We start from the raw sequence: 21,545 nt of genomic DNA, 5'->3' as shown, positions 1-21,545 counted from the left end.
CCCGCGCGGCGGCTGGCGAAATGTCTGTCATTTGAAGGCGGCTCTCTTGCGAGGGCCGCTTTTCTTCTATACTGGGGCCATGGAAACGATTGCAATCATAGGCGGCGGTGCGGCGGGGCTTGCGGCCGCCGTTGCCGCCGGGGAAGCGGCTCGGGCCCGGGGTTGTGCCGTGCGCGTGGTGGTGTACGAGGCCTCCGACCGCGTGGGCCGCTCGATCTTGGCCACGGGCAACGGGCGCTGCAACTTCTCGAATGCCGTGGTGGATGCGGCGCGCTACCGCAACGGGGCGTTCGTGGCCGCGGCGCTGGAGGCGCTGGAAGAGGTAGCGGGCGCGGCGGATGCGCCGGCGCCGGAGGCTGGTGCCGCGGCGGACGGTGCGGCCGGGGCAGCGGCGGGCGCGAGCGGCGCTGCGGGTGCTGGCGCGGGCTCGTCCAATGCCGTGCTGCGGTTCTTCGCCGATCACGGGCTTCTGTGGCGCCGGGAGAGCGAGGGACGCCTGTACCCGCTGGCGAACAAGGCCACTTCGGTGCTGGACGTTCTGCGCGCCGCCGCGGCCGCTGTGGGGGCGCAGGAGCGCTGCGGCATTGCCGTGGCCGCCGTGGAACCGCCGCGCGGGGCGGGGAGGCCCTTCACCCTGCGTCTGGCCGACGGCCGCCTCGAGCGGGCCGCTGCGGTGATCGTGGCCGTGGGCGGCGCGCTGCCCGCCGGCCTTCTGCCCGCCGAGCTTCCGGTGGCACCGCCGCAGCCCACTTTGGGCCCGCTGGCCACCGAGGCGCGCTGGTGCCGCCGCCTGGACAACATCCGCGTGCGCGGGGTGCTGGAGCTGCGCCGCGACGACGCGCTTCGGGCCCGCGAGCCGGGCGAGGTGATGTTCCGCAAGTACGGCGTGTCGGGCATCGCCGCCTTCAATCTGAGCCGTCTGGCCCAACCGGGCGACGTGTTGGCCGTGGACTTCGTGCCCGCCGTTGAGGCCGCTGCCATGGCGGATTTCCTGCGGGAGCGATGCTGTCGCTTGGATGCGGTGCTCGGCCGGGCGGCTACCTGGGACGATATGCTGCGCGGCATGGTGCTGGGCCCCGTGGCCGAGGTGCTGCTCGATGCGGCGGGGCTGCGCGGGGGCGCACCTGTGGCGACCGGCGAGGTGCCCGCGATGGCGGCGGTGCTGAAGGGGCTGCGCCTGCCGGTGACGGGCCTGGGCGACCCGCGTCAATGCCAGGTGCACCGCGGCGGCCTTCGGGCGTCCGCCGTTGATGTTGCCACTTGCGCGGTTGTCGCCGTGCCGGGGCTGTTCGTCGTGGGGGAGGCCCTCGATGTGGATGCTCCCTGCGGCGGCTACAACCTCCACTGGGCCTGGGCCTCGGGGCTGCTTGCCGGTCGCGCCGCCGTGGCGCGGATGGCGGGGCGGCCCGAATCGAAGGAGAGGGCGCGATGATCCAGGCTTCGAATGTGTCGGTGTCCCTGGATGCCCTGCTGCCCGAGAACGCGTCGCTGCGGCGGCGCGAAGTGGCGCGGGCTCTGGGTGTGAGGCCTGCGATGGTGACGGAGATCGCCCTGCTGAAGCGGTCGGTGGACGCGCGGAAGAAGGCGCAGGTCCACGGGGTGGTCACCGTTGCCGTGGCCCTGGCCGGGGATGCGGCGCCCAGTCCTGCGCGGGGCGTGACGGTGCGGCCCTACGAGCCGACCGCGCCTCTGAAGGTGCCCTCGATCGGTCCTGCCGAGCCGCGGCCGCTGGTGGTGGGCACGGGGCCGGCCGGTCTGTTCTGCGCCCTGTACCTGGCGCGGGCCGGGCTGCGACCGCTCGTGGTGGAGCGGGGCGCGGCGGTGGACGAGCGCGTGCTTGCCGTTGGGGCCTTCGCCGCGGGAGGTTCTTTGGACACGATCACGAACATCCAGTTCGGCGAGGGCGGGGCGGGCACGTTCTCCGATGGCAAGCTGAACACGGGCATCAAGAGCCCTCACATCCGCCATGTGCTGGAGGCCTTCGTGGAGGCGGGCGCCCCGGCCGACATCCTCGTGGACGCGAAGCCCCACATCGGCACCGATCTGCTGGTGGGGGTGGTGCGCCGCCTGCGAGAGGCTATCATCGCGGCCGGCGGCGAGGTGCGCTTCCGCACGCGCCTGACCGACCTGCGCGTGGAAGAAGGCCGCGTGGTGGGCGCGACGCTGACCGACGAGGCCACGGGCGCGAAGACGGATGTATCCACGGGCGCGGTGGTGCTCGCTTGCGGACACTCGGCCCGCGACACCTTCGCGCTCGTGCGCGATCGCGGATTCGCCCTGGAGCGCAAGCCCTTTGCCGTGGGCGTGCGCATCGAGCACCCCCAGGCGCTGGTGAACCGGTCCCAGTACGGTTCGGCCGCGGGACATCCGGCTTTGGGCGCGGCCGACTACAAGCTGGCCGTGAAGACCGCCGATGGCCGCGGGGTGTACAGTTTCTGCATGTGCCCCGGCGGGGAAGTGGTGGCCGCGGCCAGCGAGGAGGGTGGCCTGTGCGTGAACGGCATGAGCCGCCATGCCCGCGATGGGGCCAACGCCAATGCGGCCCTGCTCGTGGAGGTAAGGCCCGACGACCTGCCCGGCGACGACCCGCTGGAGGGCGTCGCGTTCCAGCGCGCCTTGGAGCGGGCGGCCTTCGCCGCGGGTCAAGGAGCGGGCGAGGGCGGCCGTGCCCCCTACACTGCGCCCGCCCAGACCGTGGGGGACTTCCTCGGCGGTACCGCGGCATCGCCGAGCGCCCTCGTTGAGCCCACGTACCCGCGGGGCGTGGCCTGGTGCGACCTGCGCGACTGCCTGCCGCCCCTCGTGACCGATGCCCTGGCCGAGGCGCTGCCCTTGCTCGACCGCAAGCTGGCCGGCTTCGCCCATCCCGGAGCGGTGATGACCGCCGTGGAGGCCCGCAGCTCCAGCCCCGTGCGCCTGGTGCGCGACGGCCGCTTCCAGGCGCAGCGCGCCGAAGGGGCCGCGGGGGACCCGGCGGCCGATGCCGCTTCGGGGCTGTACCCCTGCGGCGAGGGGGCGGGCTATGCCGGCGGTATCATGAGCGCGGCCGTGGACGGCCTGCGCGTGGCCGAGGCTGTGGCGATCGCCTACCGGGAGGGTGCGCGATGAGGATGCTCGATCGAGAGCAGGCCGCCGCGGCCCTGGCTCGCGGCGAGGCCGTGGTGCTTCCCACCGATACCGTCTACGGGGTGGGCGTGGCCGTGGGCGCCGTGGACGATCCGACGGCGCTGTTCCGCCTGAAGGGGCGCCCGGCCGGCAAGCCCGTGGCCTGGCTCGTGGCCAGCACCGATGAGCTGGACCGCTACGGTCGCGCCGTGCCCGCCTGGGCCCGCGGTCTCGCCGAGCGCTTCTGGCCTGGAGGGCTCACTTTGGTGGTGCCGGCCTCCGACGCGGTGCCTCCGGGCTTCCGCTCGGCGGCGGGCACGATCGGCCTGCGCATGCCCGCCTGCGATGCCGCCCTCGATCTGCTGCGCGCCGTGGGAGCGCCTCTGGCCGTGACCTCGGCCAACCGCTCGGGCTGTCCCGACACGGGCGCGCTCGAGCATTTGGATACGGCTTTGGTCGACCGTACCGCGGGCCTCTACCGAGGTGAAGCCGCCGGCGCCGCGACCGTCGCTGCGCCCGGTTCTGCTTTCGCTGCCCACGCCTCGGCACCGTCCAGTGTGGCCTCCACCGTGGTCGATTGCACGGGGGAGAAGCCCGTTATCCTGCGCCAGGGCGCTTTGGGACTCGACGATTTGAAAGGATGCCGCTCATGACCGTTTGTGCCGTTGCCGGCCGTACTGATTTCACCTTCCCCTCGGCCGATGGGGTCAGTGAGGTGCGGGCTGTGCTGTGGATTCCCGCCTCGATGGAGGAGGATCGCGCTGCGGGCCGCACCGGGGCTCCCGGGGCCTTCCGTCCGCGGGGCGTGGTGCAGCTCATCCACGGCATGGCCGAGCATATCGACCGTTACGACGACTTTGCCCGCTTCCTCGCCGGCGCCGGCTACCTGGTGTGCGGCCACGACCATGTGGGCCATGGCGACACGGCTCCCACGGCGGCCCACCGCGGGCGCATGCACCCGGTGCACGGCGGCGACGCGCTCGTGGCCGATGTGCAGTCGCTGCGCCTGCTCGTGAGCCAGCAGGTGGCGGCCGAGGTGCCCTACTTCATGTTCGGGCACTCCATGGGCTCCCTCGTACTGCGCAACTACCTGCCGCGCTTCGGGAAGGGGCTTGCCGGAGCCGTCCTCTGCGGCACGGCCAACCAGCCCGAGGTCGTGGCCGCGACGGGCAACGTGCTCGCCCGCGCCATCGTCAAGGTGCGCGGGGCCGACTATAAAAGCAAGCTTCTGCACGGCCTGGCCGACGGCGCCTACAGCCATCAGGTGAAGGACGCGCGCACGCCCTTCGACTGGCTCTCCCGCGACCCGGCGGTCGTGGACGCCTTCATCGCCGACGAGCGCGCGGGCTTCATGTTCTCGGCCGGTGCCTACGCCACCTTGACCGAGCTGGCCGCTCGCGCCAACAGCCCCGCGGCCTACCGGGCCACGCCTCACGAGGTGCCCCTGCTCTTCGTGGCCGGCGATGCTGACCCGGTGGGAAATTGCGGCCGCGGCGTGGCCCGGGCCGCCGAGGCCATGGAGGCCGCCGGCGGCAGGGACGTGACGCTGAGACTTTTCCCGGGTATGCGCCATGAGATCTTGAATGAGATCGGCAAGGAGGAAGTGTACGACTTCGTCTTGGAGTGGATCGGGGAACGCTCATGAAGAAGTACGTCATCGCGCTCGATCAAGGTACTACGTCGTCTCGGGCCATGCTCATCGATCGGGAGGGCCGGGTCGCCGGAAGCGTGCAGAGGCCCTTTCCGCAGCTGTATCCGCAGCCGGGTTGGGTGGAGCACGATCCCCATGACATTCTGTCGTCCCAGCTGGGCGCCTTGACCGAGCTCTTGCTCACCTACAGCGTGGACCCCGCCGATATCGATTCGGTCGGTATCACCAACCAGCGCGAGACCACCGTGGTGTGGGACCGTGCCACCGGCGAGCCCATCGCGAACGCCATTGTGTGGCAATGCCGGCGCACGGCTCCCATGGTGGAGGCCCTTGCGAGCGATCCGGTGGTGGCCGCCGAGATCACGGCTCGCACGGGGCTTGTGCCCGATGCCTATTTCTCGGCGAGCAAGATCGCCTGGATCTTAGGGGAGGTGCCCGGGGCCCGGGCGCGGGCCGAGCGCGGCGAACTGGCCTTCGGCACCGTCGACAGCTGGCTCATCTGGAAGCTCACCTACGGGGCCGTGCACGCCACCGACGTGACCAACGCGAGCCGCACCATGCTCTACAACATCCACGAGGGGTGCTGGGATCCCTATCTGCTGGAGCTCTTCGGCATCCCCGCCTCCCTCATGCCCGAGGTGCGCCCCTCGGCCGGGGACTTCGGCGTGACGGCGAATCCCGGTCTCGTGCAGGGTATTCCCATCCGCGGCGTGGCCGGCGACCAACAGGCGGCCCTGTTCGGCCAATGCTGCTTCGAGCCGGGTCAGGCGAAGAACACCTACGGCACCGGCTGCTTTCTGCTCATGCACACGGGTCATGAGGCCTGCGCGAGCACCAAGGGCCTGCTCACCACCGTGGCCGCCTCGGCCCCCGGCACGGCGGGCACCGAGTACGCCTTAGAGGGCAGCGTGTTCGTGGCCGGGGCCCTCATCCAGTGGCTGCGCGATGAGCTGGGCATCCTGGAGAACGTGGCAGAGGCCGGCGCTGTCGCCCGCAGCGTGCCGAGCACCGAGGGCGTGGTCGTGGTGCCGGCCTTCACGGGTCTGGGGGCGCCCTGGTGGGACGCCGATGCCCGGGGCGCCATCCTGGGGCTCACCCGCGGGGCCGGACGGGCGCACATCGTGCGAGCGGCGCTGGAGTCGCTGGCCTACCAAGTGTGCGATCTGGTGCAGGCCATGACCGAGGACGCCGGTGTGCCGTTGTCGGTGCTGAACGTGGACGGGGGCGCGGCGGCCAACGACTTCCTGCTGCAGTTCCAGGCCGACATGCTCGGCGTGTCGCTGCGCCGCCCCGCCAACGCCGAGACCACGGCTCTGGGCGCGGCCTTCCTGGCGGGTCTGGCCACGGGTTTCTGGCCCGACACGGCGGCGCTTTCGGCTCTGCGAGAGGGGGAGGAGCGTTTCCTGCCCACTTTCGACGAAGCGATGCGCACGTCCCTCATGACCCGCTGGCGCGAGGCGGTGGCCCGCGTGCGCAGCTGAGTTCGGTCGCCGCGGCTCGGTTTTCGGCGCATGCGGCCCAGTTTCGGAAGGTGACCGTTGCATTCGGTCGACGAACGGGGCCCATATTGTACGAGATCGCCATTTATGAGCGTCTGTTTCGCTAAAAGCGGGACTCGGGAGCTACAAAATTGCGATTATCGTTATATGTAATGCTTCGAGACGCTCATAACTCGGGATTCGCTGCAGTTCTGGCTCGTTTCACCGACAAGCCTTCATTCTGTCGGCGCCACGCTTCGCATCGCCCATCCCTCTTGATTTGGTGCGGAAAGCGTGAGCGAGGGGTTGCGGGCGCGGGCGAGGGCCTACAATGGATGCGTTGTGCCCAAGCGACGGAAAGGACAAGGCCCATGCGCGTGAGCATCGGAAGCGATCATGCCGGTTTCGAGCAGAAGCAGGCCCTCGTGGACTACCTGTTGGGGAAGGGCATCGAGGTCATCGACCGCGGCCCCGATAGCGACGACCGCGTGGACTACCCCGACTATGCGGTGCCGGTGGCCCGGGATGTGGCCGAGGGCGCCACTGACTACGGCGTGCTGGTGTGCGGCACGGGCATCGGCATGGCCATGGCCGCCGACAAGGTGCCGGGCGTGCGCGCCGCCAACATCATCACCTCCGAGTTCGCCGCCCTGTGCCGCGAGCACAACGATGCGAACGTCATCACGCTTTCCGGCCGCTTCGTGCCGCTGGAGGAAAACGAGCGCATTCTCGACACGTTCCTCGCTACCGACTTCGGCGGCGGCCGCCACGCCGGCCGCGTCGAAAAGATCATGGCCCTCGATTAACAAAGGAGACGATAGATGGCTTTGGAATTTCTCGCCGGGGAAGACCCTCAGGTAACCGAGTGCCTGCGGGCCGAGTTGGCGCGCCAGCGCGGTTCGGTGGAGCTCATTGCATCAGAGAACTTCACCTCCCGCGCCGTGATGGAGGCCGTGGGCAGCGTGCTCACCAACAAGTACGCCGAGGGCTACCCGGGCCGTCGCTATTACGGCGGCTGCGAGAAGGTCGATATGGTGGAGGATCTGGCCCGCGATCGCGCCTGCGAGCTGTACGGCGCGAAGTACGCCAACGTGCAGCCCCACTCCGGCGCCAGCGCGAACTTCGGCGCCTATCTTTCCATCATCGAGCCCGGTGACACGGTGCTCGGCATGAGCCTCGATCACGGCGGCCACCTCACCCACGGCAGCCCGGTGAACTTCTCGGGGCTGCTGTACCACATCGTCTCCTACGGCGTGGACCCGGAAACCGAGGTCATCGACTACGACGAGGTGGAGCGCATCGCCAAGGAGTGCCGCCCGAAGGTGGTCGTGGCCGGCGCCTCGGCCTACCCGCGCTTCATCGACTTCGAGCGCATGGCCGAGATCGCCCATTCCGTGGGCGCCTACCTCATGGTGGACATGGCCCACATCGCCGGTCTCGTGGCCGCGGGCCTGCACCCGAGCCCGGTGCCCCATGCCGACATCGTCACCTCCACGAGCCACAAGACCCTGCGCGGCCCGCGCGGCGGCTTCATCCTCACCAACTCCGACGAGCTGGGGGCCAAGATTAACAAGGCCATCTTCCCCGGCGCCCAGGGCGGCCCGCTCATGCACGTCATCGCCGGCAAGGCCGTGGCCTTCGGCGAGGCCCTGCGCCCTGCATACCGCACCTATATGGAGCACGTGGTGGAGAACTGCCGCACCCTCGGTCAGGGCATGATCGACGGCGGCCTGCGCCTGGTGTCCGGCGGCACCGACAACCACCTGTGCCTGGTGGACCTCACCGCCTCCGACATCACCGGCAAGGACGCCGAGAAGCTGCTGGAGAGCGTGGGGCTCACGGCGAACAAGAACTCCATTCCCAACGAGCAGCGCTCGCCCTTCGTGACGAGCGGCATCCGCGTGGGAAGCGCCGCGGCCACCACCCGTGGATTTACCGCCGAGGACTTCTACGAGGTGGGCCAGCTCATCGCCACCACGGTGTTCAACGCCGCCGACGAGGCCAAGCTCGCCGATGTGCGCCGCCGCGTGAACGCCCTGCTGGACGCCCACCCGCTGTATCCGGGACTGGAGTACTAGACAATAAAGTGAGAGCAGGGGAAGGGCCCGGCGACGGTTCGCGCGCAGATTCCGCAGACTCGGAAATATTGGGGTAAAATCTCCACACCAATATTTCCGAAAGCGAGGACCTGCCCGAGCATGAGCCGTCGCGGGGCCCTTCCCCGGCGGGACTGCCTTCTCGATCCACACGAAAGGAAGCGCGTTATGGAGTACAACGACCGCGTCGTCGTCATCGATCATCCCATGGTGCAGCACAAGCTGTCGAAGCTGCGCAACAAGAACACCTCCTCCAAGGACTTCCGCCAGCTCGTGCGCGAGTTGGCCCTGTTCGAGGGCTACGAGGCCACGCGCGATCTGGCCCTGGAGGACGTGAAGGTGGAGACCCCCATCTGCACGGCCGACTGCAAGCAGGTGGCGGGCAAGAAGATGGTGATCGTGCCCATCCTGCGCGCCGGGCTGGGCATGGTGGACGGCCTGCAGGAGCTTATGCCCTCCACCTTCGTGGGTCATCTGGGCATGTACCGCGATCCCGAGACCCACGAGCCCCACGAGTACTACGCGAAGCTGCCCGACAGCATCGATCAGCGCGACGTGCTCGTAGTGGACCCGATGCTCGCCACCGGCGGCTCGGCCGTGGCGGCCATCCAGTACCTGCGCAAGCAAGGCGTGAAGAACATCAAGCTCATGGTGCTCGTGGCCGCGCCCGAGGGCATCGAGGCGGTGCTTGAGGCCGATCCCGACGTGCGTATCTACACCTGCTCCATCGACGAGGGGCTGAACGACCGCGCCTATATCGTGCCCGGCCTCGGCGACGCCGGCGACCGCATCTTCGGCACGAAGTAGCAGGGGCGCGATGGGAAGGAGTACCAATGTCAGCAGATAACCGTCCCAGCTGGGACGAGTACTTCATGGGCCTGGCCAACCAGGTGGCCGAGCGCACCACATGTTTGCGCCGCGGGGTGGGGGCTATCATCGTGAAGGACCGCCGCATTCTGGCCACGGGCTACAACGGCGTGCCCACCGGGCTCGCCCATTGCTCCGAGACCGGGTGTCTGCGTCAGCAGCTCGGCGTGCCGAGCGGCCAGCGCCACGAAATCTGCCGCGGCCTGCACGCTGAGCAGAACGCCATCATCCAGGCGGCCCGCTTCGGCACCGATATCGACGGTGCCACCATCTACGTGAACACCCAGCCCTGCGTGGTGTGCGCCAAGATGCTCATCAACGCCGGCATCAAGGAGATCGTGTACCAGAACCCGTATCCCGACGAGCTCTCCCAGCAGCTTCTCGCCGAATCCGGCATCCTCGTCCGCGAGTACACGGGGGAGTAGGGCCCGCATCGACGCTGCCCGACCTGAGTTCTCGGGCCGGGGGCCGTTGCGTCTGTCGCCCTCGCGGTGCCTCACCGCCCTCCAACCGAGCCCCAACGCGCCGCCCTTCCTCGGGCGGCGCGCCCGTTTCCAGCCTTTTCCAAACTGTTAACCACTCACGGAAAAACCCCGCTCATTTCTCCTTAACCGAGAAGCGCCTCGGGCAATGCTTGTTACAATCTCCTCGCTTCTAAAGCGTATTGCTGGCTGGCTATGGTGAAAGGGGTTGGCGACCCATGCTGATCGTTCTCGGGGCTCTCGTGGGCTTCCTGGGGTTTGCACCGCTGTTCCTTTCTTTTCGCCTCGCTCGCAAGCATCCATCTACAAGTACGTTGTCCTTGGGGCTCTACGGCCTCGGTGGCGTATCCGTCTCGTTGGTCGTCCTGGTGGTCGGCCTTCTTTTGTGCGCGGTGTGGGCACGGGACGGTCTCGTAGGGTTCGCTATCGCTGAAGCTGTGGTGTTCCTCGGTGCGACCATTGCGTTCGTCGTTTACCGGAACGGCATCTTCAAGCGTGGAGACAAGTAAGTAAGCACTCGGATTAACGAGGGGAGAGCAAAGTGGAAGAAGCTCTGAGCGAGTTCGTACAAGAGGCCCAGGGTCTCGCGGCGCACTTCGAGCCGCACACGGTGTTCAGCATCGGCGGCTGGGATGTCACCCAGTATATCGTCTGGCTGTTCATCGCCTTTATCGTGGTACTGCTCGTGGTGTTGGGAGCGGCGAAGAAGCTGCAGGTCATCCCGACCAACAAGTTCAGCAACATGGTGGAGTACGGCTACGAGTTCGTGACCCGCAATGTGGCCGAAGACGTGATCGGCCATGGATTCAAGAAGCACGTGCCCTTCCTGGCGACGATCTTCTTCTTCATTCTCATCTGCAACATCCTGGGTCTCATTCCCGGCTTCAAGACGTCCACTGGCGCCATTTCCTGCACCTGGGCTCTGGCCGCCATCTCGTTTGTGTACTTCAACGTCTACGGCCTGAAGACCTTCGGCTTCTTCGGCTACATGAAGACGCTGTGCCCCTCCGGCGTGCCGGGTCCCATGGCGCCGGTCATCTGGTTCCTCGAGTTCTTCTCGATGGTCATCCGCGTGCTTACGCTGGCCGTCCGACTCTACGGCAACATGCTCGCGGGCCACATGGTGCTCGCGGTGTTCGGCATCGCCACCACCTGCTTCCTGCAGCAGGCCCTGTTCGCCGGCTCCCTCGACCTCATCGCGGGCCTGCCGTCCATCGCCTGGTTCGTGCTGCTGGTGCTCATGTACGCCCTCGAGTGCCTGGTGGCTTTCATCCAGGCCTTCGTGTTCGCCATCCTGTCGGCTTCCTACATCAACATGGCGACCCACGCCCACTAGGAGCTGATCGCGCGTAAGCGCACCCGGCCGCATCGCGCGGCGGCCCGTCGCAGCCCATGCGACACGACATTGGTGTCACAGCTGTTCCACACGGCTGAACATATTTGGTAAATACCCCTTGACAGGTGAGGGGTTGGACAAAGGAGGAAGTTGTGGAAATCACTCTTGCACTTGCCGCTCTGAAGGTTGTGGGCTACGGCCTCGCTGCCATCGGCCCTGGCATCGGCATCGGTATCGCGACCTATGGTCTGTGCGTGTCCGCTGCTCGCCAGCCTGAGATGAAGGGTCAGCTCATGGGCTACTTCTTCATCGGCGCCGCCATGTCCGAGGCGCTGGCGCTGCTCGGCTTGGTTCTGTTCTTCATCGGCTAATCGCTTATCGACGGTATAAGAGATTACGAGCATAAGAACAGGAGGCAAGCGAGTTGAAATGCACGAATAAGGCAGCGAAGGCGTGTGCTGCGGTGGTTGCCGCAACCGGTTTCGCGATGACTTGTCCTGCGTATGCATTCGCTTCTGAGGGTGGTATCGACGCGATTCTGCCCAAGATGAACGAGTTTATCCCCATGCTCGTCGCCTTCATCATCCTGTGGATCGTTCTGGCGAAGTTCGGCTGGCCCGTGTTCAACGGCATGCTGGAGAAGCGCGAGAACACCATTCGCGAGGCCTTGAAGAAATCCGAGGAAGCGCAGATCGAAAGCGAGCGCGTGCTTGCGGAGTACAAGCAGCAGTTGGCTGACGCCAAGGCGCAGTCGACCCAGATCATCGCGGATGCCCGCGCTATCGGCGAGGCCGTGAAGGCGGATATCACCGCCCAGGCCCAGACCGAGGCGTCCGACATGATCGCCAAGGCCAAGTTGGCCATCGAGGCCGAGAAGAAACAGGCTATCGCCGACCTTCAGGCTTCCATCGCCGACACGTCCGTGGATGTGGCCTCCCGTCTCATCGGGCAGGACCTCACCGAGGGCGAGCACCGGGCGATCATCGAGCGCTATGTAAAAGAGGCGGGTAGTTTCAATGGCAACTAATCGTCTTGTCGTCAAAGAGGAAGTCGCTGTATTCGCGTCGGTTCTGTTCGACGCGGCTCACGAGGCCGGCGGCCAGGAGGCCGTTTTGGATGTGCGCGAGCAGATGGGCGAGATCATTCGCCTCATGCGCGCCGATCTCGAGCTCGCCGTGTCGCTTTCCAGCGCCGACTACACTGCGGAGCAGCGCAAGGGTCTCGTCGAGGCGGTGTTCGCCGACTGCCACCCCGCGCTGCGCGAGGTGCTGGCCGTCATGGCCGAGCGCGGTCAGGCCGACCTGCTCCCGCGCGTCTACGCCGATTACTGCGAACTTTTGAGCGCCAAGCTCAATCTCGTGGTCGTCGATGTGGTGACCGCTGTTCCCCTGGACGACGGGCTGCGCCAACTCATTACGGAAAAAGCAGAGGCTGACCTGGGCAAGAAGGCGGTGCTGCGCGAGCGCATCGACAAATCTATCTTGGGCGGCATCATCATGAGTGTGGACGGGAACTACATCGATGCGAGCATGATCTCGCAGCTGAACCGCGCTCGCCACATTCTCAAAGACACATCAGATGGAGGTGAATGCTAGTGACTGAAATCACCGCACAGTCCATTGACGCCGCGCTGCGCAAGCAGCTCGAAGCGCTGAACGTCAGCGTGGAATCTCGCGAAGTGGGTACGGTCATCCAGGTCGGCGACGGTATTGCTCGCGTCGACGGCCTCCGCGATGCCATGGCCGGTGAGCTGCTCGAGTTTGTCGGCGAGGGTGGCAAGACCGTCTACGGTCTGGCCCAGAACCTCGAAGAGGACGAGGTCGGCGCCGTGCTTCTCGGTGACGTCACCGCAATCAAGGAAAACGACCAGGTTCGCACGACCGGTCGTATCGTTGAGGTTCCCGCCGGCAAGGCCATGCTCGGCCGCGTGGTGAACCCGCTTGGCATGCCCATCGACGGCAAGGGCCCCATCAAGGCCGAGGGAAGCCGCCCCGTGGAGTTCAAGGCTCCCGGCGTTATCTCCCGCCAGCCCGTCGACGAGCCCATGCAGACCGGTATTCTGGCCATCGACTCGATGGTGCCGATCGGCCGTGGTCAGCGCGAGCTGATCATCGGCGACCGCCAGACCGGTAAGACCGCTATCGCCATCGACGCCATCATCAACCAAAAAGATACCGACATGATCTGCATCTATGTCGCTATCGGCCAGAAGGCCTCGACGGTTGCCGGCGTGGTGGAGACCCTCGAGCGCCATGGCGCCATGAAGAACACCATCATCGTGGCCGCTACGGCTTCCGATTCGGCCCCGCTGCAGTACATCGCCCCCATGGCCGGCGCTGCCATGGGCGAGTTCTTCGTCTACAACGGCGAGGACGGCCAGCCCGCTTCCGCCGAGAACCGCGGTCGCGCCGTGCTCATCGTCTACGACGACCTGTCCAAGCAGGCCGTGGCCTACCGCCAGATGTCGCTGACCCTGCGCCGTCCTCCGGGACGCGAGGCCTACCCTGGCGACGTGTTCTACCTGCACTCCCGCCTGCTCGAGCGCGCGGTGAAGATGTCGGATGCGAACGGCGGCGGCTCCATGACGGCTCTGCCGATCATCGAGACCCAGGCCGGCGACGTGTCCGCCTACATTCCGACCAACGTGATCTCCATCACCGACGGTCAGATCTTCCTGCAGACCGACCTGTTCTTCCAGGGCCAGCGCCCGGCAGTCGATGTGGGCATCTCGGTGTCCCGCGTGGGCGGCTCCGCGCAGATCAAGGCCATGAAACAGGTGGCCGGCTCCCTGCGTCTGGACCTCGCGTCCTACCGCGAGCTGCAGGCCTTCACCCAGTTCGGTTCCGATCTGGACAAGGCTACGCAGGATCAGCTGACCCGCGGCTCCCATATGACCGAGCTTTTGAAGCAGGGTCGCTACAACCCGATGCCCGTGGCCGAGCAGGTCATCGCCATCTTCGCCGGCAACGAGGGCTTCCTCGACGATCTGCCGCTGACCGCCGTGGTGCGCTTCCGCACCGAGCTGCTCGCCAGCCTGCGTGCGTCCAAGCCGGAGATCATCGACGCCATCAACACCGAGAAGAAGCTGACCGACGAGATCGAGACCAACTTGAAGGCCGCCATCGCCGCGTTCAAGCAGTCTTTCGACGCCACGGCGTAAGGTAGGTAGACCATGCCCAACCTACATGACATCGAACGGCGAATCAAATCCGTCTCCTCGACGAAGCAGATCACGCGCACCATGGAAATGGTCGCCGCTGCCAAGATTCGCCGCGCCTCTGAGCGCGTGGAAAACGCGCTGCCTTGGGCGGTCGCCATCTCCGATATGTTGATCAGCACGGCGAAGTACGCTCCCATCGGAACGGAACCGCTTCTGCAGACCCACGACGAGGTGCGGCGCGTGCTTATCGTTGCCGTCACCTCGGACCGCGGGCTTGCCGGCGGCTTCAACTCCAACGTGCTGCGCTATGTTGAGAAGCTCATGAAGCAGAAGCAGCGCGAGGGCGCGGAAGTGGAAGTGGCCGCCTGTGGCAAGAAGGCCATCGGCTACTTCACCTACCGCAACATCGCGCCGGTGTTCTCCTTTGCCGGTTATTCGGCCGATCCTGAGTTCGCTCAGGCGGCCGAGCTGGCCGGCTACGTGATGGAGGCCTACCGCGAAGGCAAGCTCGACGAGGTGTTCATCGTGTACAACCACGCGAAGAACGCCGCCGAGCAGACGCTGGTCGAGCAGCAGGTCCTGCCCATCAAGGAGGAGTCCTACGCCGAGCTTTTAGGCCTCAAGGCCCAAGAGGAAGATATCTTCAAGAACTTCCGCGAAAAGGACGATACGGCTTTACCAGGCGATATCGACTTTGAGCCCAGCTCTGAGTCGGTCATGTCCTACATGTTGAACGCCTACCTGAACAATGCGTTCTTCTACGCAATGCTCGATTCAGCAGCGGGCGAGCAAGGTGCCCGCCGTAACGCAATGAAGTCGGCTACCGACAACGCGAACGAGATGGTCTCCACGTTGGAGCGCGTGTACAACACCGTGCGCCAGGGTGCTATCACCACGGAGATCACCGAGATCGTGGGCGGTGCCGCAGCTTTGGAGGATTAAATGGCTGAAACTACTGAAAAAGCAGCGGCCAAGCAGGGTGCCACGGGACGCATCGTCCGTATCGTCGGCGCCGTTGTGGATGTGGAGTTCCCGGCAGACGCCATGCCGGCCATCTACAACGCCTTGACCGTGAAGGCAGAAACCCCCTCGGGCGAGGTTTCCACCGTGCTTGAGGTGCAGACGCACCTCCCCGGTGACATCGTCCGTACCGTCGCTATGACGTCGACCGATGGCATGGTGCGCGGCATCGAGGCCGTCGATACCGGCGCCCCCATCATGATGCCCGTGGGCCAGGCCACCCTCGGCCGTATTTGGAACGTGCTGGGCGAGCCCGTGGACGGCAAGCCCATGCCCACCGATGTGGAGTGGCGTCCCATCCACCATCCCGCCCCGCCCTTCGATACCCTGGTGACCACCACCGAGACCTTCGAGACGGGCATCAAGGTCGTTGACCTGATCGAGCCCTACGTCAAGGGCGGCAAGACCGGCCTGTTTGGCGGCGCCGGCGTGGGTAAGACCGTGTGCATCCAGGAGCTCATCAACAACCTGGCCCAGGAGCACGGCGGCACCTCGGTGTTCACCGGCGTGGGCGAGCGTACCCGCGAGGGTACCGACCTCTACCTGGAGATGACCGATTCCGGCGTTATCGAGAAGACCTGTCTGGTCTACGGCCAGATGAACGAGCCTCCGGGAGCTCGTCTGCGCGTGGGTCTGGCGGGCCTGACCGAGGCGGAGTACTTCCGCGATCAGGGTCAGGACGTGCTGTTGTTCATCGACAACATCTTCCGCTTCACCCAGGCCGGCTCCGAGGTGTCCGCACTGCTCGGCCGTATGCCGTCTGCCGTGGGCTACCAGCCCACCCTGGCCACCGAGATGGGTGACTTGCAGGAGCGCATCTGCTCCACGCAGACCGGCTCCATCACCTCGGTGCAGGCCGTGTACGTGCCCGCCGACGACCTGACCGACCCGGCCCCGGCGACCACGTTCACCCACCTGGACGCCAAGACGGTTCTGTCCCGCTCCATCGCCGAGCTGGGCATCTACCCGGCTGTGGACCCGCTGGAGTCCACCTCCCGCGCCCTCGATCCCGAGATCGTCGGCGAGGAGCACTACAACGTGGCCATGGGCGTGCAGCAGATTCTGCAGCAGTACAAGGACCTGCAGGACATCATCGCCATTCTGGGTATGGACGAGCTGTCCGAGGACCAGAAGCTGACCGTGAACCGCGCCCGTAAGGTGCAGAAGTTCCTGGGGCAGCCGTTCCACGTGGCCGAGGTGTTCACCGGTCTTCCCGGTGTGTACGTCAAGGTTGAGGATACCGTGCGCTCCTTCAAGGAGATCCTCGATGGCAAGTGCGACCACATTCCGGAGCAGTGCTTCGTGAACAAGGGCGCCATCGAGCAGGTGTACGAGGCCTACGAGGCTATGCAGAAGGACGGCAACTAATGGCCGTGATGCGCTGCACGGTGGCTACGCCGACTCGTGCGCTGTTCGAGGGAGAGATTACCTACGCCGGTATTCCGGGCGCCGACGGCGCCTACGGCGTTCTCCCCGGCCATGAGTTGATGCTTTCCCTCAATCGTCAGGGCGGCGTGCTTACGCTCGACCTCGGCGAGAACGGTCAGGACCGTCGCGAGTTCCTGATCATGGGCGGCGCAACCCAGGTGTTCAACGACAAGGTGACCGTGCTCGCTCGCTACGGCACCGCGGTGGAGGATATCGACGAGGCCGCTGTGCGCGCCGAAGCCGATGCCTGCCGCCAGATCGTTGCGGACCTCGACCAGCGGAACGATCCGCAGGATCAGGCCACCCTCGAGACCAACCGCAAGATGCTGGAGTGGTGCGAGGCGCAGCTGAACTACGTGGCCGCTCGTTAAGAGCAGTCCAACAACAAGCCTGTCAAGCAAGGGGCCCGCAAGGGCCCCTTCTTGCGTTTGGGGTAGCTGTATGGAGAATCGTAATACAAGAAGGAGATGTCGTGAACAATGGCGAGCATCTGAGGGGCATGAGGAATGAGATGACCATAAGTGATCGAGACGCTGTCGCTGATGGGGTGTTCGGGTTTTGCTATGGGATGGCAATGGTTGATGCCATACGAAGAACCCGTGCCGCCGTAAGGGACGAAAGAGCGACGACGGTTGATGATAGTATGAAGGACGTGTACCTCAAAAATGAGTCCGCGCGAGAAAGGGTCAGGTGCTATATCGAAAGCATTCTCATCGGTGCCGCGGAAGATCCCGTGGCGGTAATCGAGGACGTTGAGAAGCTCATGGGGTATGAGAAGTTCACGTTTGGCAATGCTCAAAAATTGGTCAATATGACGGCAAAATATATCTTCGTTTCGACGTATGCGGATTCGGATTTACGGACTAGGTTCAATGCTTGCCATTGTCCTATGGATGGCGCCATGCTGAAAAAAGCGAAAGATATCTACGGGAGCATGAATATGCAGGACAAAGAAAAGATCGACCGTTTGCTTGAGGGCACTGAGTGGGAGCACAGGCCAAAGAGCCTGTTGAACGAGCCGTGGTCGCGCGCAACTGCGGAAAGACCGCAGTACAAAGTGTTTCAGGGGATCATCCGCATGCAATCCCAGAAAGAAGGCTTCAGCCCGCTTGAGTACGACGTAGTCCATTGGAAGCAGTAGCGATGGAGGCATCGCTGATTGATGAGGCTACCGACAGTCGTCGGGCGGGGGCGCGAGGGGCAATCCACGCAAATCTCACGGTTTGTTCGTGGCGGGGGAGGGCGGGTGCTGGTATCATGACAGCCGAGAAAAACTGACAGACGACGAGCTTGTTTCGCACCGTACCTCGCGCGCATATCACACCACAATCGAACCCGTGCGCCGCCGACCTCATCGAAGGGGCTGACACCCTATGGCATTTGTCCATCTGCACAACCATACCGAGTACTCTCTGCTCGACGGCCTTACCCATGTGAAGGACATGGTGCGGCGCGCCGCCGAGCTCGGCATGCCGGCCGTGGCCATCTCCGACCACGGCGTCATGTCCGGCGTGGTGGAGCTCTCCGACGCCTGCGATGCTGTGGAAAAGGAGACCGGCGTCCGCGTGAAGCCCATCTTCGGCTGCGAGGTGTACTTCACCGCCGATGAGTCGCTGCGCAAGGACGTGAAGCCGAAGCTGTACCACATGCTGCTGCTCGCCAAGACCAACGAGGGCTACCACAACCTGCTGAAGCTGGTTTCCGAATCCCACGTGGACAATTTCTACTACAAGCCGCGCACCACCTTCTCCATGCTGCAGAAGTACGGCCGCGGCATCATCGGCACCTCGGCCTGTATCGGCGGCATCATCCCGAAGCTCTTGGACGATCGCCGCTTCGACGACGCCGTGGAGTGGGCGAAGAAGTTCGCCAGCTGCTTTGACGAGGGCGACTTCTACATCGAGCTGCAGAACCAGGGCGTGCGCACCGACGCCGGCTTCACTCAGACCGAGCTGAACCACCAGCTGACTGCCGTGGCCAAGGCCGCGGGCTTGAAGACCATCGCCACCAACGACTTCCACTACCTCTTGAAGGAAGACGCACGCGCCCAGGACATCATGCTGTGCATCGGCACCGGTGCCATGGTGAACGAGACCAAGCGCATGAAGTTCGAGAACGACCAGTTCTACATGAAGACTGAGGAGGAGATGCGCGAGGCGCTGGCCGACTTCCCCGAGGCCTGCGACAACACCGTGGAAGTGGCCGAGAAGTGCAACGTGGTGCTCGAGCGCGACTCCATCCTGCCGCGCTTCCCGCTGCCTGAGGGCGAGACCGAGGAATCCTGGTTCCGCAAGCGCGTGCAGGAGGGCCTGGTCAAGCGCTACGGCACGCCGGTGCCCGCCGATGCCCAGGAGCGCGCCGACTACGAGATGGGCATCATCATCCAACAGGGTTTCCCCGCCTACTTCCTCATCGTGCAGGAGTACATCGAGTGGGCCCGCTCCCAGGGCATTGGCGTGGGCCCGGGCCGTGGCTCGGCCGCTGGCGCCATCGTGGCCTATGCCATGGGCATTACCGATCTGGACCCGCTCACCAACGGCCTGCTGTTCGAGCGATTCCTCTCGCCCGAGCGTGTGGAGATGCCCGATATCGACGTCGACTTCGAGCAGGGCCGTCGCGAAGAGGTGATTCAGCACATCAAGGACGTCTACGGCGAGGACCACGTGTCCCAGGTGATCACCTTCGGCACCCTGCAGGCCAAGAACGCCGTGCGCGACACGGCCCGCGTGCTGTCGGGCACGCTGAAGATCGGCCAGGGGCTCGATTCCGATATGGCGCGCAAGGCCGCCTACGGCCTGGGCGACCGCATCTGCAAGATGATCGGCGACGAGCTGGGCATCACCATCGACAAGGCGCTTGAGACCAACCCCGACCTGAAGAAGGCCTACGAGGGCGAGGAGGACGTCAAGACCATCATCGACGCCGCCCGCTCCATCGAGGGCCATGTGCGCGGCGAGGGCGTGCACGCCTGCGCTACTATCATCTGCCGCGACCCCATGAGCGATCACGTGCCCATGAAGCGCGACACCAAGGGCGGCGGCATCATCACCCAGTACGACGGCCACTACACGCCCGACCTGGGCCTGCTGAAGATGGACTTCCTCGGCCTGCGCACCTTGGACGTGCTGTCCATCGCCTGCAAGAACATCCTGGAGCGCACGGGCACCACGATCATCCCCGAGGAGATCCCCACCGATGACGAGCTGGCCTTCAAGCTGATGCAGTCCGGCAATATGGACGGTCTGTTCCAGGTGGAGGGCAGCCTGTACGTGAGCCTGTTCAAGCGCCTGCCTCCCACGCGCTTCTCCGACGTCGTGGCCTCCATCGCGCTGAACCGTCCGGGCCCGCTTGAGTCCGGCATGGTGGAGGACTACATCCAGGTGGCCAGCGGCAAGACGCCCGCGCACTACTACGACGATCGCCTGCGGCCTATCCTGGAGGAGACCTTCGGCACCATGGTCTACCAAGAGCAGATCATGCAGGTGTCTATGGCCATGTCCGGTTTCTCCGCCGGCAAGGCCGACAAGCTGCGCAAGGCCATGGGCAAGAAGAAGATCGACGTCATGCGCCAGCTGCAGGCCGACTGGAACTCCGGCGCTGTGGAGAACGGCTATCCGCTGGAGATCGCCGAGAAGATCTGGGACGACGCCGAGAAGTTCGCTAAGTACGCTTTCAACAAGTCGCACTCGGCAGCCTACGCCATTCTCGTGATGCGCACGGCCTACCTGAAGGCGCACTATCCGAACGACTTCATGGCCGCTGTGCTCACCAGCTACATGGGCAACACCGATCGCCTCATCCGCTACATCGCCAGCTGCAACCACAACGGCACGCCGGTGCTGCCGCCGGATATCAACTCGTCGCGCGCCGAGTTCACGCCCGTGGACGAGGGCATCCGCTTCGGCTTGGTGGGCGTGCGCGGCGTGGGCCAGAGCGTAGCTGATGCCATCATCGCCGAGCGCGAGGCCAACGGGCCGTTCTCGTCGCTGCACGACTTCGTGAACCGCGTGGACGCGAAGGCCTACAACCGCAAGACCCTGGAAGCCCTCGTGAAGGGCGGCGCCTTCGACTCCACGGGCTACACGCGCAAGCAGATGATGCACTTCATCGAGGAGACTCCGCTGCTGGAAGGCGCGGCCAAGCGCCAGAAGGACCGCGACCGCGGTCAGGTGTCCATGTTCGACCTGTTCGCCGACGACGCCGATTCGGGCTTCCAGGAGGAAGTGCCCGAGCCCGACGGCGTGGAATGGGACAAGCGCACGAAGCTCAAGATCGAGAAGGAGATCATGGGCATCTACGTGTCCGAGCACCCGCTGCGTCCCTACGAGGGTCTGCTCGCCCGCATGACGAAGTGGCGCCTGGGCGATTTGGCCGAGCGCACCAAGGAGATCAACTCGGCGGTGTTCGTGGGCATGGTATCGAACGTGGTGGTGAAGCTGACCAAGCGCGGCACCAAGATGGCCACGTTCACGCTGGAGGACACCACGGGGCACGTGGAGTGTATCTGCTTCAAGTACGACGACAACGCCGAGGCCATCCAAGACGACGCCATCGTGAAGGTGAAGGGCAAGTTCGAGGTGAACGACCGCGGCAGCCAGGTGATGGCCTTCGAGTTGACTGCCATCGAGCTGCGCGAGGAAGATGCCCGCCCCGCTCACCTGGAGCTGCAGGTGCCCTCGCGCACCTTCGATCAGAACCGCTCGGCCCACCTGTCGCGTATTCTGCGCTCGTACCCGGGCCGCGACGGCGTGGTGCTTTTGGTGGAGCAGTCCGACGGCCGGAAGTTCCGCGCCGAGCTGCCGGTATCGGTGGACGCCCAGTCGGTGGTGCTGAAAGCCGAGATCCGCGACCTGTTCGGCCCCGAGGCCATGATCGCGTAACAGTGCCTGACGGCGCGGCAGCTGTGAGGTGGCTGTCGCGCC

General features: G+C 65.4%; 20 protein-coding genes. All 20 read left to right on the top strand.

The features are described from left to right. Positions 1 to 79 precede the first annotated feature (79 nt). Positions 80 to 1,432: an NAD(P)/FAD-dependent oxidoreductase gene (locus G503_RS0108490; protein WP_028027246.1), complete on the top strand. Its 1,353-nt coding sequence runs from the start codon at positions 80 to 82 to the stop codon at positions 1,430 to 1,432. Then, positions 1,429 to 3,108 (top strand): NAD(P)/FAD-dependent oxidoreductase, encoded by a 1,680-nt coding sequence (locus G503_RS0108485; RefSeq protein WP_028027245.1) that lies wholly within the window; start codon positions 1,429 to 1,431, stop codon positions 3,106 to 3,108. The genes G503_RS0108490 and G503_RS0108485 overlap by 4 nt, the downstream gene beginning before the upstream one ends. Continuing rightward, positions 3,105 to 3,758, top strand: a complete 654-nt coding sequence (locus G503_RS0108480) for an L-threonylcarbamoyladenylate synthase (protein WP_028027244.1) — start codon at positions 3,105 to 3,107, stop codon at positions 3,756 to 3,758. Before G503_RS0108485 ends, G503_RS0108480 begins: the two co-directional genes overlap by 4 nt. Further along, entirely contained in the window at positions 3,755 to 4,750 is a 996-nt protein-coding gene (locus tag G503_RS14455) for an alpha/beta fold hydrolase (RefSeq protein WP_035022512.1), read from the top strand. The genes G503_RS0108480 and G503_RS14455 overlap by 4 nt, the downstream gene beginning before the upstream one ends. Continuing rightward, on the top strand, positions 4,747 to 6,237 hold the full coding sequence (glpK, locus tag G503_RS0108470; RefSeq protein ID WP_028027243.1) for a glycerol kinase GlpK: 1,491 nt from the start codon (positions 4,747 to 4,749) through the stop codon (positions 6,235 to 6,237). Before G503_RS14455 ends, glpK begins: the two co-directional genes overlap by 4 nt. A gap of 368 nt (positions 6,238 to 6,605) precedes the next feature. After that, entirely contained in the window at positions 6,606 to 7,040 is a 435-nt protein-coding gene (gene rpiB, locus G503_RS0108465) for a ribose 5-phosphate isomerase B (RefSeq protein ID WP_028027242.1), read from the top strand. Positions 7,041 to 7,055: 15 nt separating this feature from the next. Beyond that, the gene (gene glyA, locus G503_RS0108460; RefSeq protein WP_028027241.1) at positions 7,056 to 8,312 is read left to right on the top strand and encodes a serine hydroxymethyltransferase; all 1,257 of its coding nucleotides are present in this window, start codon (positions 7,056 to 7,058) and stop codon (positions 8,310 to 8,312) included. A gap of 186 nt (positions 8,313 to 8,498) precedes the next feature. Further along, positions 8,499 to 9,137 (top strand): uracil phosphoribosyltransferase, encoded by a 639-nt coding sequence (gene upp, locus G503_RS0108455; protein ID WP_028027240.1) that lies wholly within the window; start codon positions 8,499 to 8,501, stop codon positions 9,135 to 9,137. Between the two features lie 26 nt (positions 9,138 to 9,163). Continuing rightward, positions 9,164 to 9,622 carry a deoxycytidylate deaminase gene (locus G503_RS0108450; RefSeq protein ID WP_028027239.1) on the top strand — a complete coding sequence of 153 codons (459 nt, stop codon included), beginning with the start codon at positions 9,164 to 9,166 and terminating at the stop codon, positions 9,620 to 9,622. 275 nt (positions 9,623 to 9,897) lie between these two features. Beyond that, entirely contained in the window at positions 9,898 to 10,188 is a 291-nt protein-coding gene (locus G503_RS0108445; RefSeq protein WP_028027238.1) for a hypothetical protein, read from the top strand. 32 nt (positions 10,189 to 10,220) lie between these two features. Then, on the top strand, positions 10,221 to 11,015 hold the full coding sequence (gene atpB / locus G503_RS0108440; protein WP_028027237.1) for a F0F1 ATP synthase subunit A: 795 nt from the start codon (positions 10,221 to 10,223) through the stop codon (positions 11,013 to 11,015). A gap of 152 nt (positions 11,016 to 11,167) precedes the next feature. Continuing rightward, the gene (gene atpE / locus G503_RS0108435; protein ID WP_028027236.1) at positions 11,168 to 11,386 is read left to right on the top strand and encodes an ATP synthase F0 subunit C; all 219 of its coding nucleotides are present in this window, start codon (positions 11,168 to 11,170) and stop codon (positions 11,384 to 11,386) included. Between the two features lie 176 nt (positions 11,387 to 11,562). Next, entirely contained in the window at positions 11,563 to 12,042 is a 480-nt protein-coding gene (gene atpF / locus G503_RS0108430) for a F0F1 ATP synthase subunit B (RefSeq protein WP_439104592.1), read from the top strand. Further along, the gene (gene atpH, locus G503_RS0108425; RefSeq protein ID WP_028027234.1) at positions 12,032 to 12,610 is read left to right on the top strand and encodes an ATP synthase F1 subunit delta; all 579 of its coding nucleotides are present in this window, start codon (positions 12,032 to 12,034) and stop codon (positions 12,608 to 12,610) included. Before atpF ends, atpH begins: the two co-directional genes overlap by 11 nt. Continuing rightward, entirely contained in the window at positions 12,604 to 14,175 is a 1,572-nt protein-coding gene (atpA, locus tag G503_RS0108420) for a F0F1 ATP synthase subunit alpha (protein WP_202095663.1), read from the top strand. The genes atpH and atpA overlap by 7 nt, the downstream gene beginning before the upstream one ends. A gap of 12 nt (positions 14,176 to 14,187) precedes the next feature. Then, positions 14,188 to 15,117 (top strand): ATP synthase F1 subunit gamma, encoded by a 930-nt coding sequence (gene atpG / locus G503_RS16585; protein ID WP_028027232.1) that lies wholly within the window; start codon positions 14,188 to 14,190, stop codon positions 15,115 to 15,117. Next, positions 15,118 to 16,563 carry a F0F1 ATP synthase subunit beta gene (gene atpD / locus G503_RS16580; protein ID WP_028027231.1) on the top strand — a complete coding sequence of 482 codons (1,446 nt, stop codon included), beginning with the start codon at positions 15,118 to 15,120 and terminating at the stop codon, positions 16,561 to 16,563. Next, entirely contained in the window at positions 16,563 to 16,994 is a 432-nt protein-coding gene (locus G503_RS0108405; protein ID WP_028027230.1) for a F0F1 ATP synthase subunit epsilon, read from the top strand. Before atpD ends, G503_RS0108405 begins: the two co-directional genes overlap by 1 nt. 101 nt (positions 16,995 to 17,095) lie before the next feature. Then, positions 17,096 to 17,764, top strand: coding sequence for a hypothetical protein (locus G503_RS0108400; protein WP_028027229.1), 669 nt, complete (start codon positions 17,096 to 17,098; stop codon positions 17,762 to 17,764). A 232-nt stretch (positions 17,765 to 17,996) separates the two neighbouring features. Next, a complete protein-coding gene (gene dnaE / locus G503_RS0108395) occupies positions 17,997 to 21,503 on the top strand; it encodes a DNA polymerase III subunit alpha (protein WP_028027228.1) in 3,507 nt (1,168 codons plus the stop codon). Positions 21,504 to 21,545: the final 42 nt, after the last annotated feature.

The sequence above is a fragment of the Adlercreutzia mucosicola DSM 19490 genome, assembly GCF_000422625.1.
Classification (GTDB): domain Bacteria; phylum Actinomycetota; class Coriobacteriia; order Coriobacteriales; family Eggerthellaceae; genus Adlercreutzia; species Adlercreutzia mucosicola.
Note: the sequence above shows the minus strand (reverse complement) of the source record. Positions and strands in the feature narration are given on the sequence as shown.

Coding starts and splice junctions, on each gene's coding strand:
- glpK (WP_028027243.1), top strand. CDS start 4,747: ATGAAGAAGTACGTCATCGCGCTCGATCAAGGTACTACGTCGTCTCGG.
- G503_RS0108480 (WP_028027244.1), top strand. CDS start 3,105: ATGAGGATGCTCGATCGAGAGCAGGCCGCCGCGGCCCTGGCTCGCGGC.
- dnaE (WP_028027228.1), top strand. CDS start 17,997: ATGGCATTTGTCCATCTGCACAACCATACCGAGTACTCTCTGCTCGAC.
- upp (WP_028027240.1), top strand. CDS start 8,499: ATGGAGTACAACGACCGCGTCGTCGTCATCGATCATCCCATGGTGCAG.
- G503_RS0108445 (WP_028027238.1), top strand. CDS start 9,898: ATGCTGATCGTTCTCGGGGCTCTCGTGGGCTTCCTGGGGTTTGCACCG.
- rpiB (WP_028027242.1), top strand. CDS start 6,606: ATGCGCGTGAGCATCGGAAGCGATCATGCCGGTTTCGAGCAGAAGCAG.
- G503_RS0108490 (WP_028027246.1), top strand. CDS start 80: ATGGAAACGATTGCAATCATAGGCGGCGGTGCGGCGGGGCTTGCGGCC.
- atpG (WP_028027232.1), top strand. CDS start 14,188: ATGCCCAACCTACATGACATCGAACGGCGAATCAAATCCGTCTCCTCG.
- atpF (WP_439104592.1), top strand. CDS start 11,563: ATGAACGAGTTTATCCCCATGCTCGTCGCCTTCATCATCCTGTGGATC.
- glyA (WP_028027241.1), top strand. CDS start 7,056: ATGGCTTTGGAATTTCTCGCCGGGGAAGACCCTCAGGTAACCGAGTGC.
- atpD (WP_028027231.1), top strand. CDS start 15,118: ATGGCTGAAACTACTGAAAAAGCAGCGGCCAAGCAGGGTGCCACGGGA.
- G503_RS0108405 (WP_028027230.1), top strand. CDS start 16,563: ATGGCCGTGATGCGCTGCACGGTGGCTACGCCGACTCGTGCGCTGTTC.
- G503_RS0108485 (WP_028027245.1), top strand. CDS start 1,429: ATGATCCAGGCTTCGAATGTGTCGGTGTCCCTGGATGCCCTGCTGCCC.
- atpA (WP_202095663.1), top strand. CDS start 12,604: ATGCTAGTGACTGAAATCACCGCACAGTCCATTGACGCCGCGCTGCGC.
- G503_RS14455 (WP_035022512.1), top strand. CDS start 3,755: ATGACCGTTTGTGCCGTTGCCGGCCGTACTGATTTCACCTTCCCCTCG.
- atpH (WP_028027234.1), top strand. CDS start 12,032: ATGGCAACTAATCGTCTTGTCGTCAAAGAGGAAGTCGCTGTATTCGCG.
- G503_RS0108450 (WP_028027239.1), top strand. CDS start 9,164: ATGTCAGCAGATAACCGTCCCAGCTGGGACGAGTACTTCATGGGCCTG.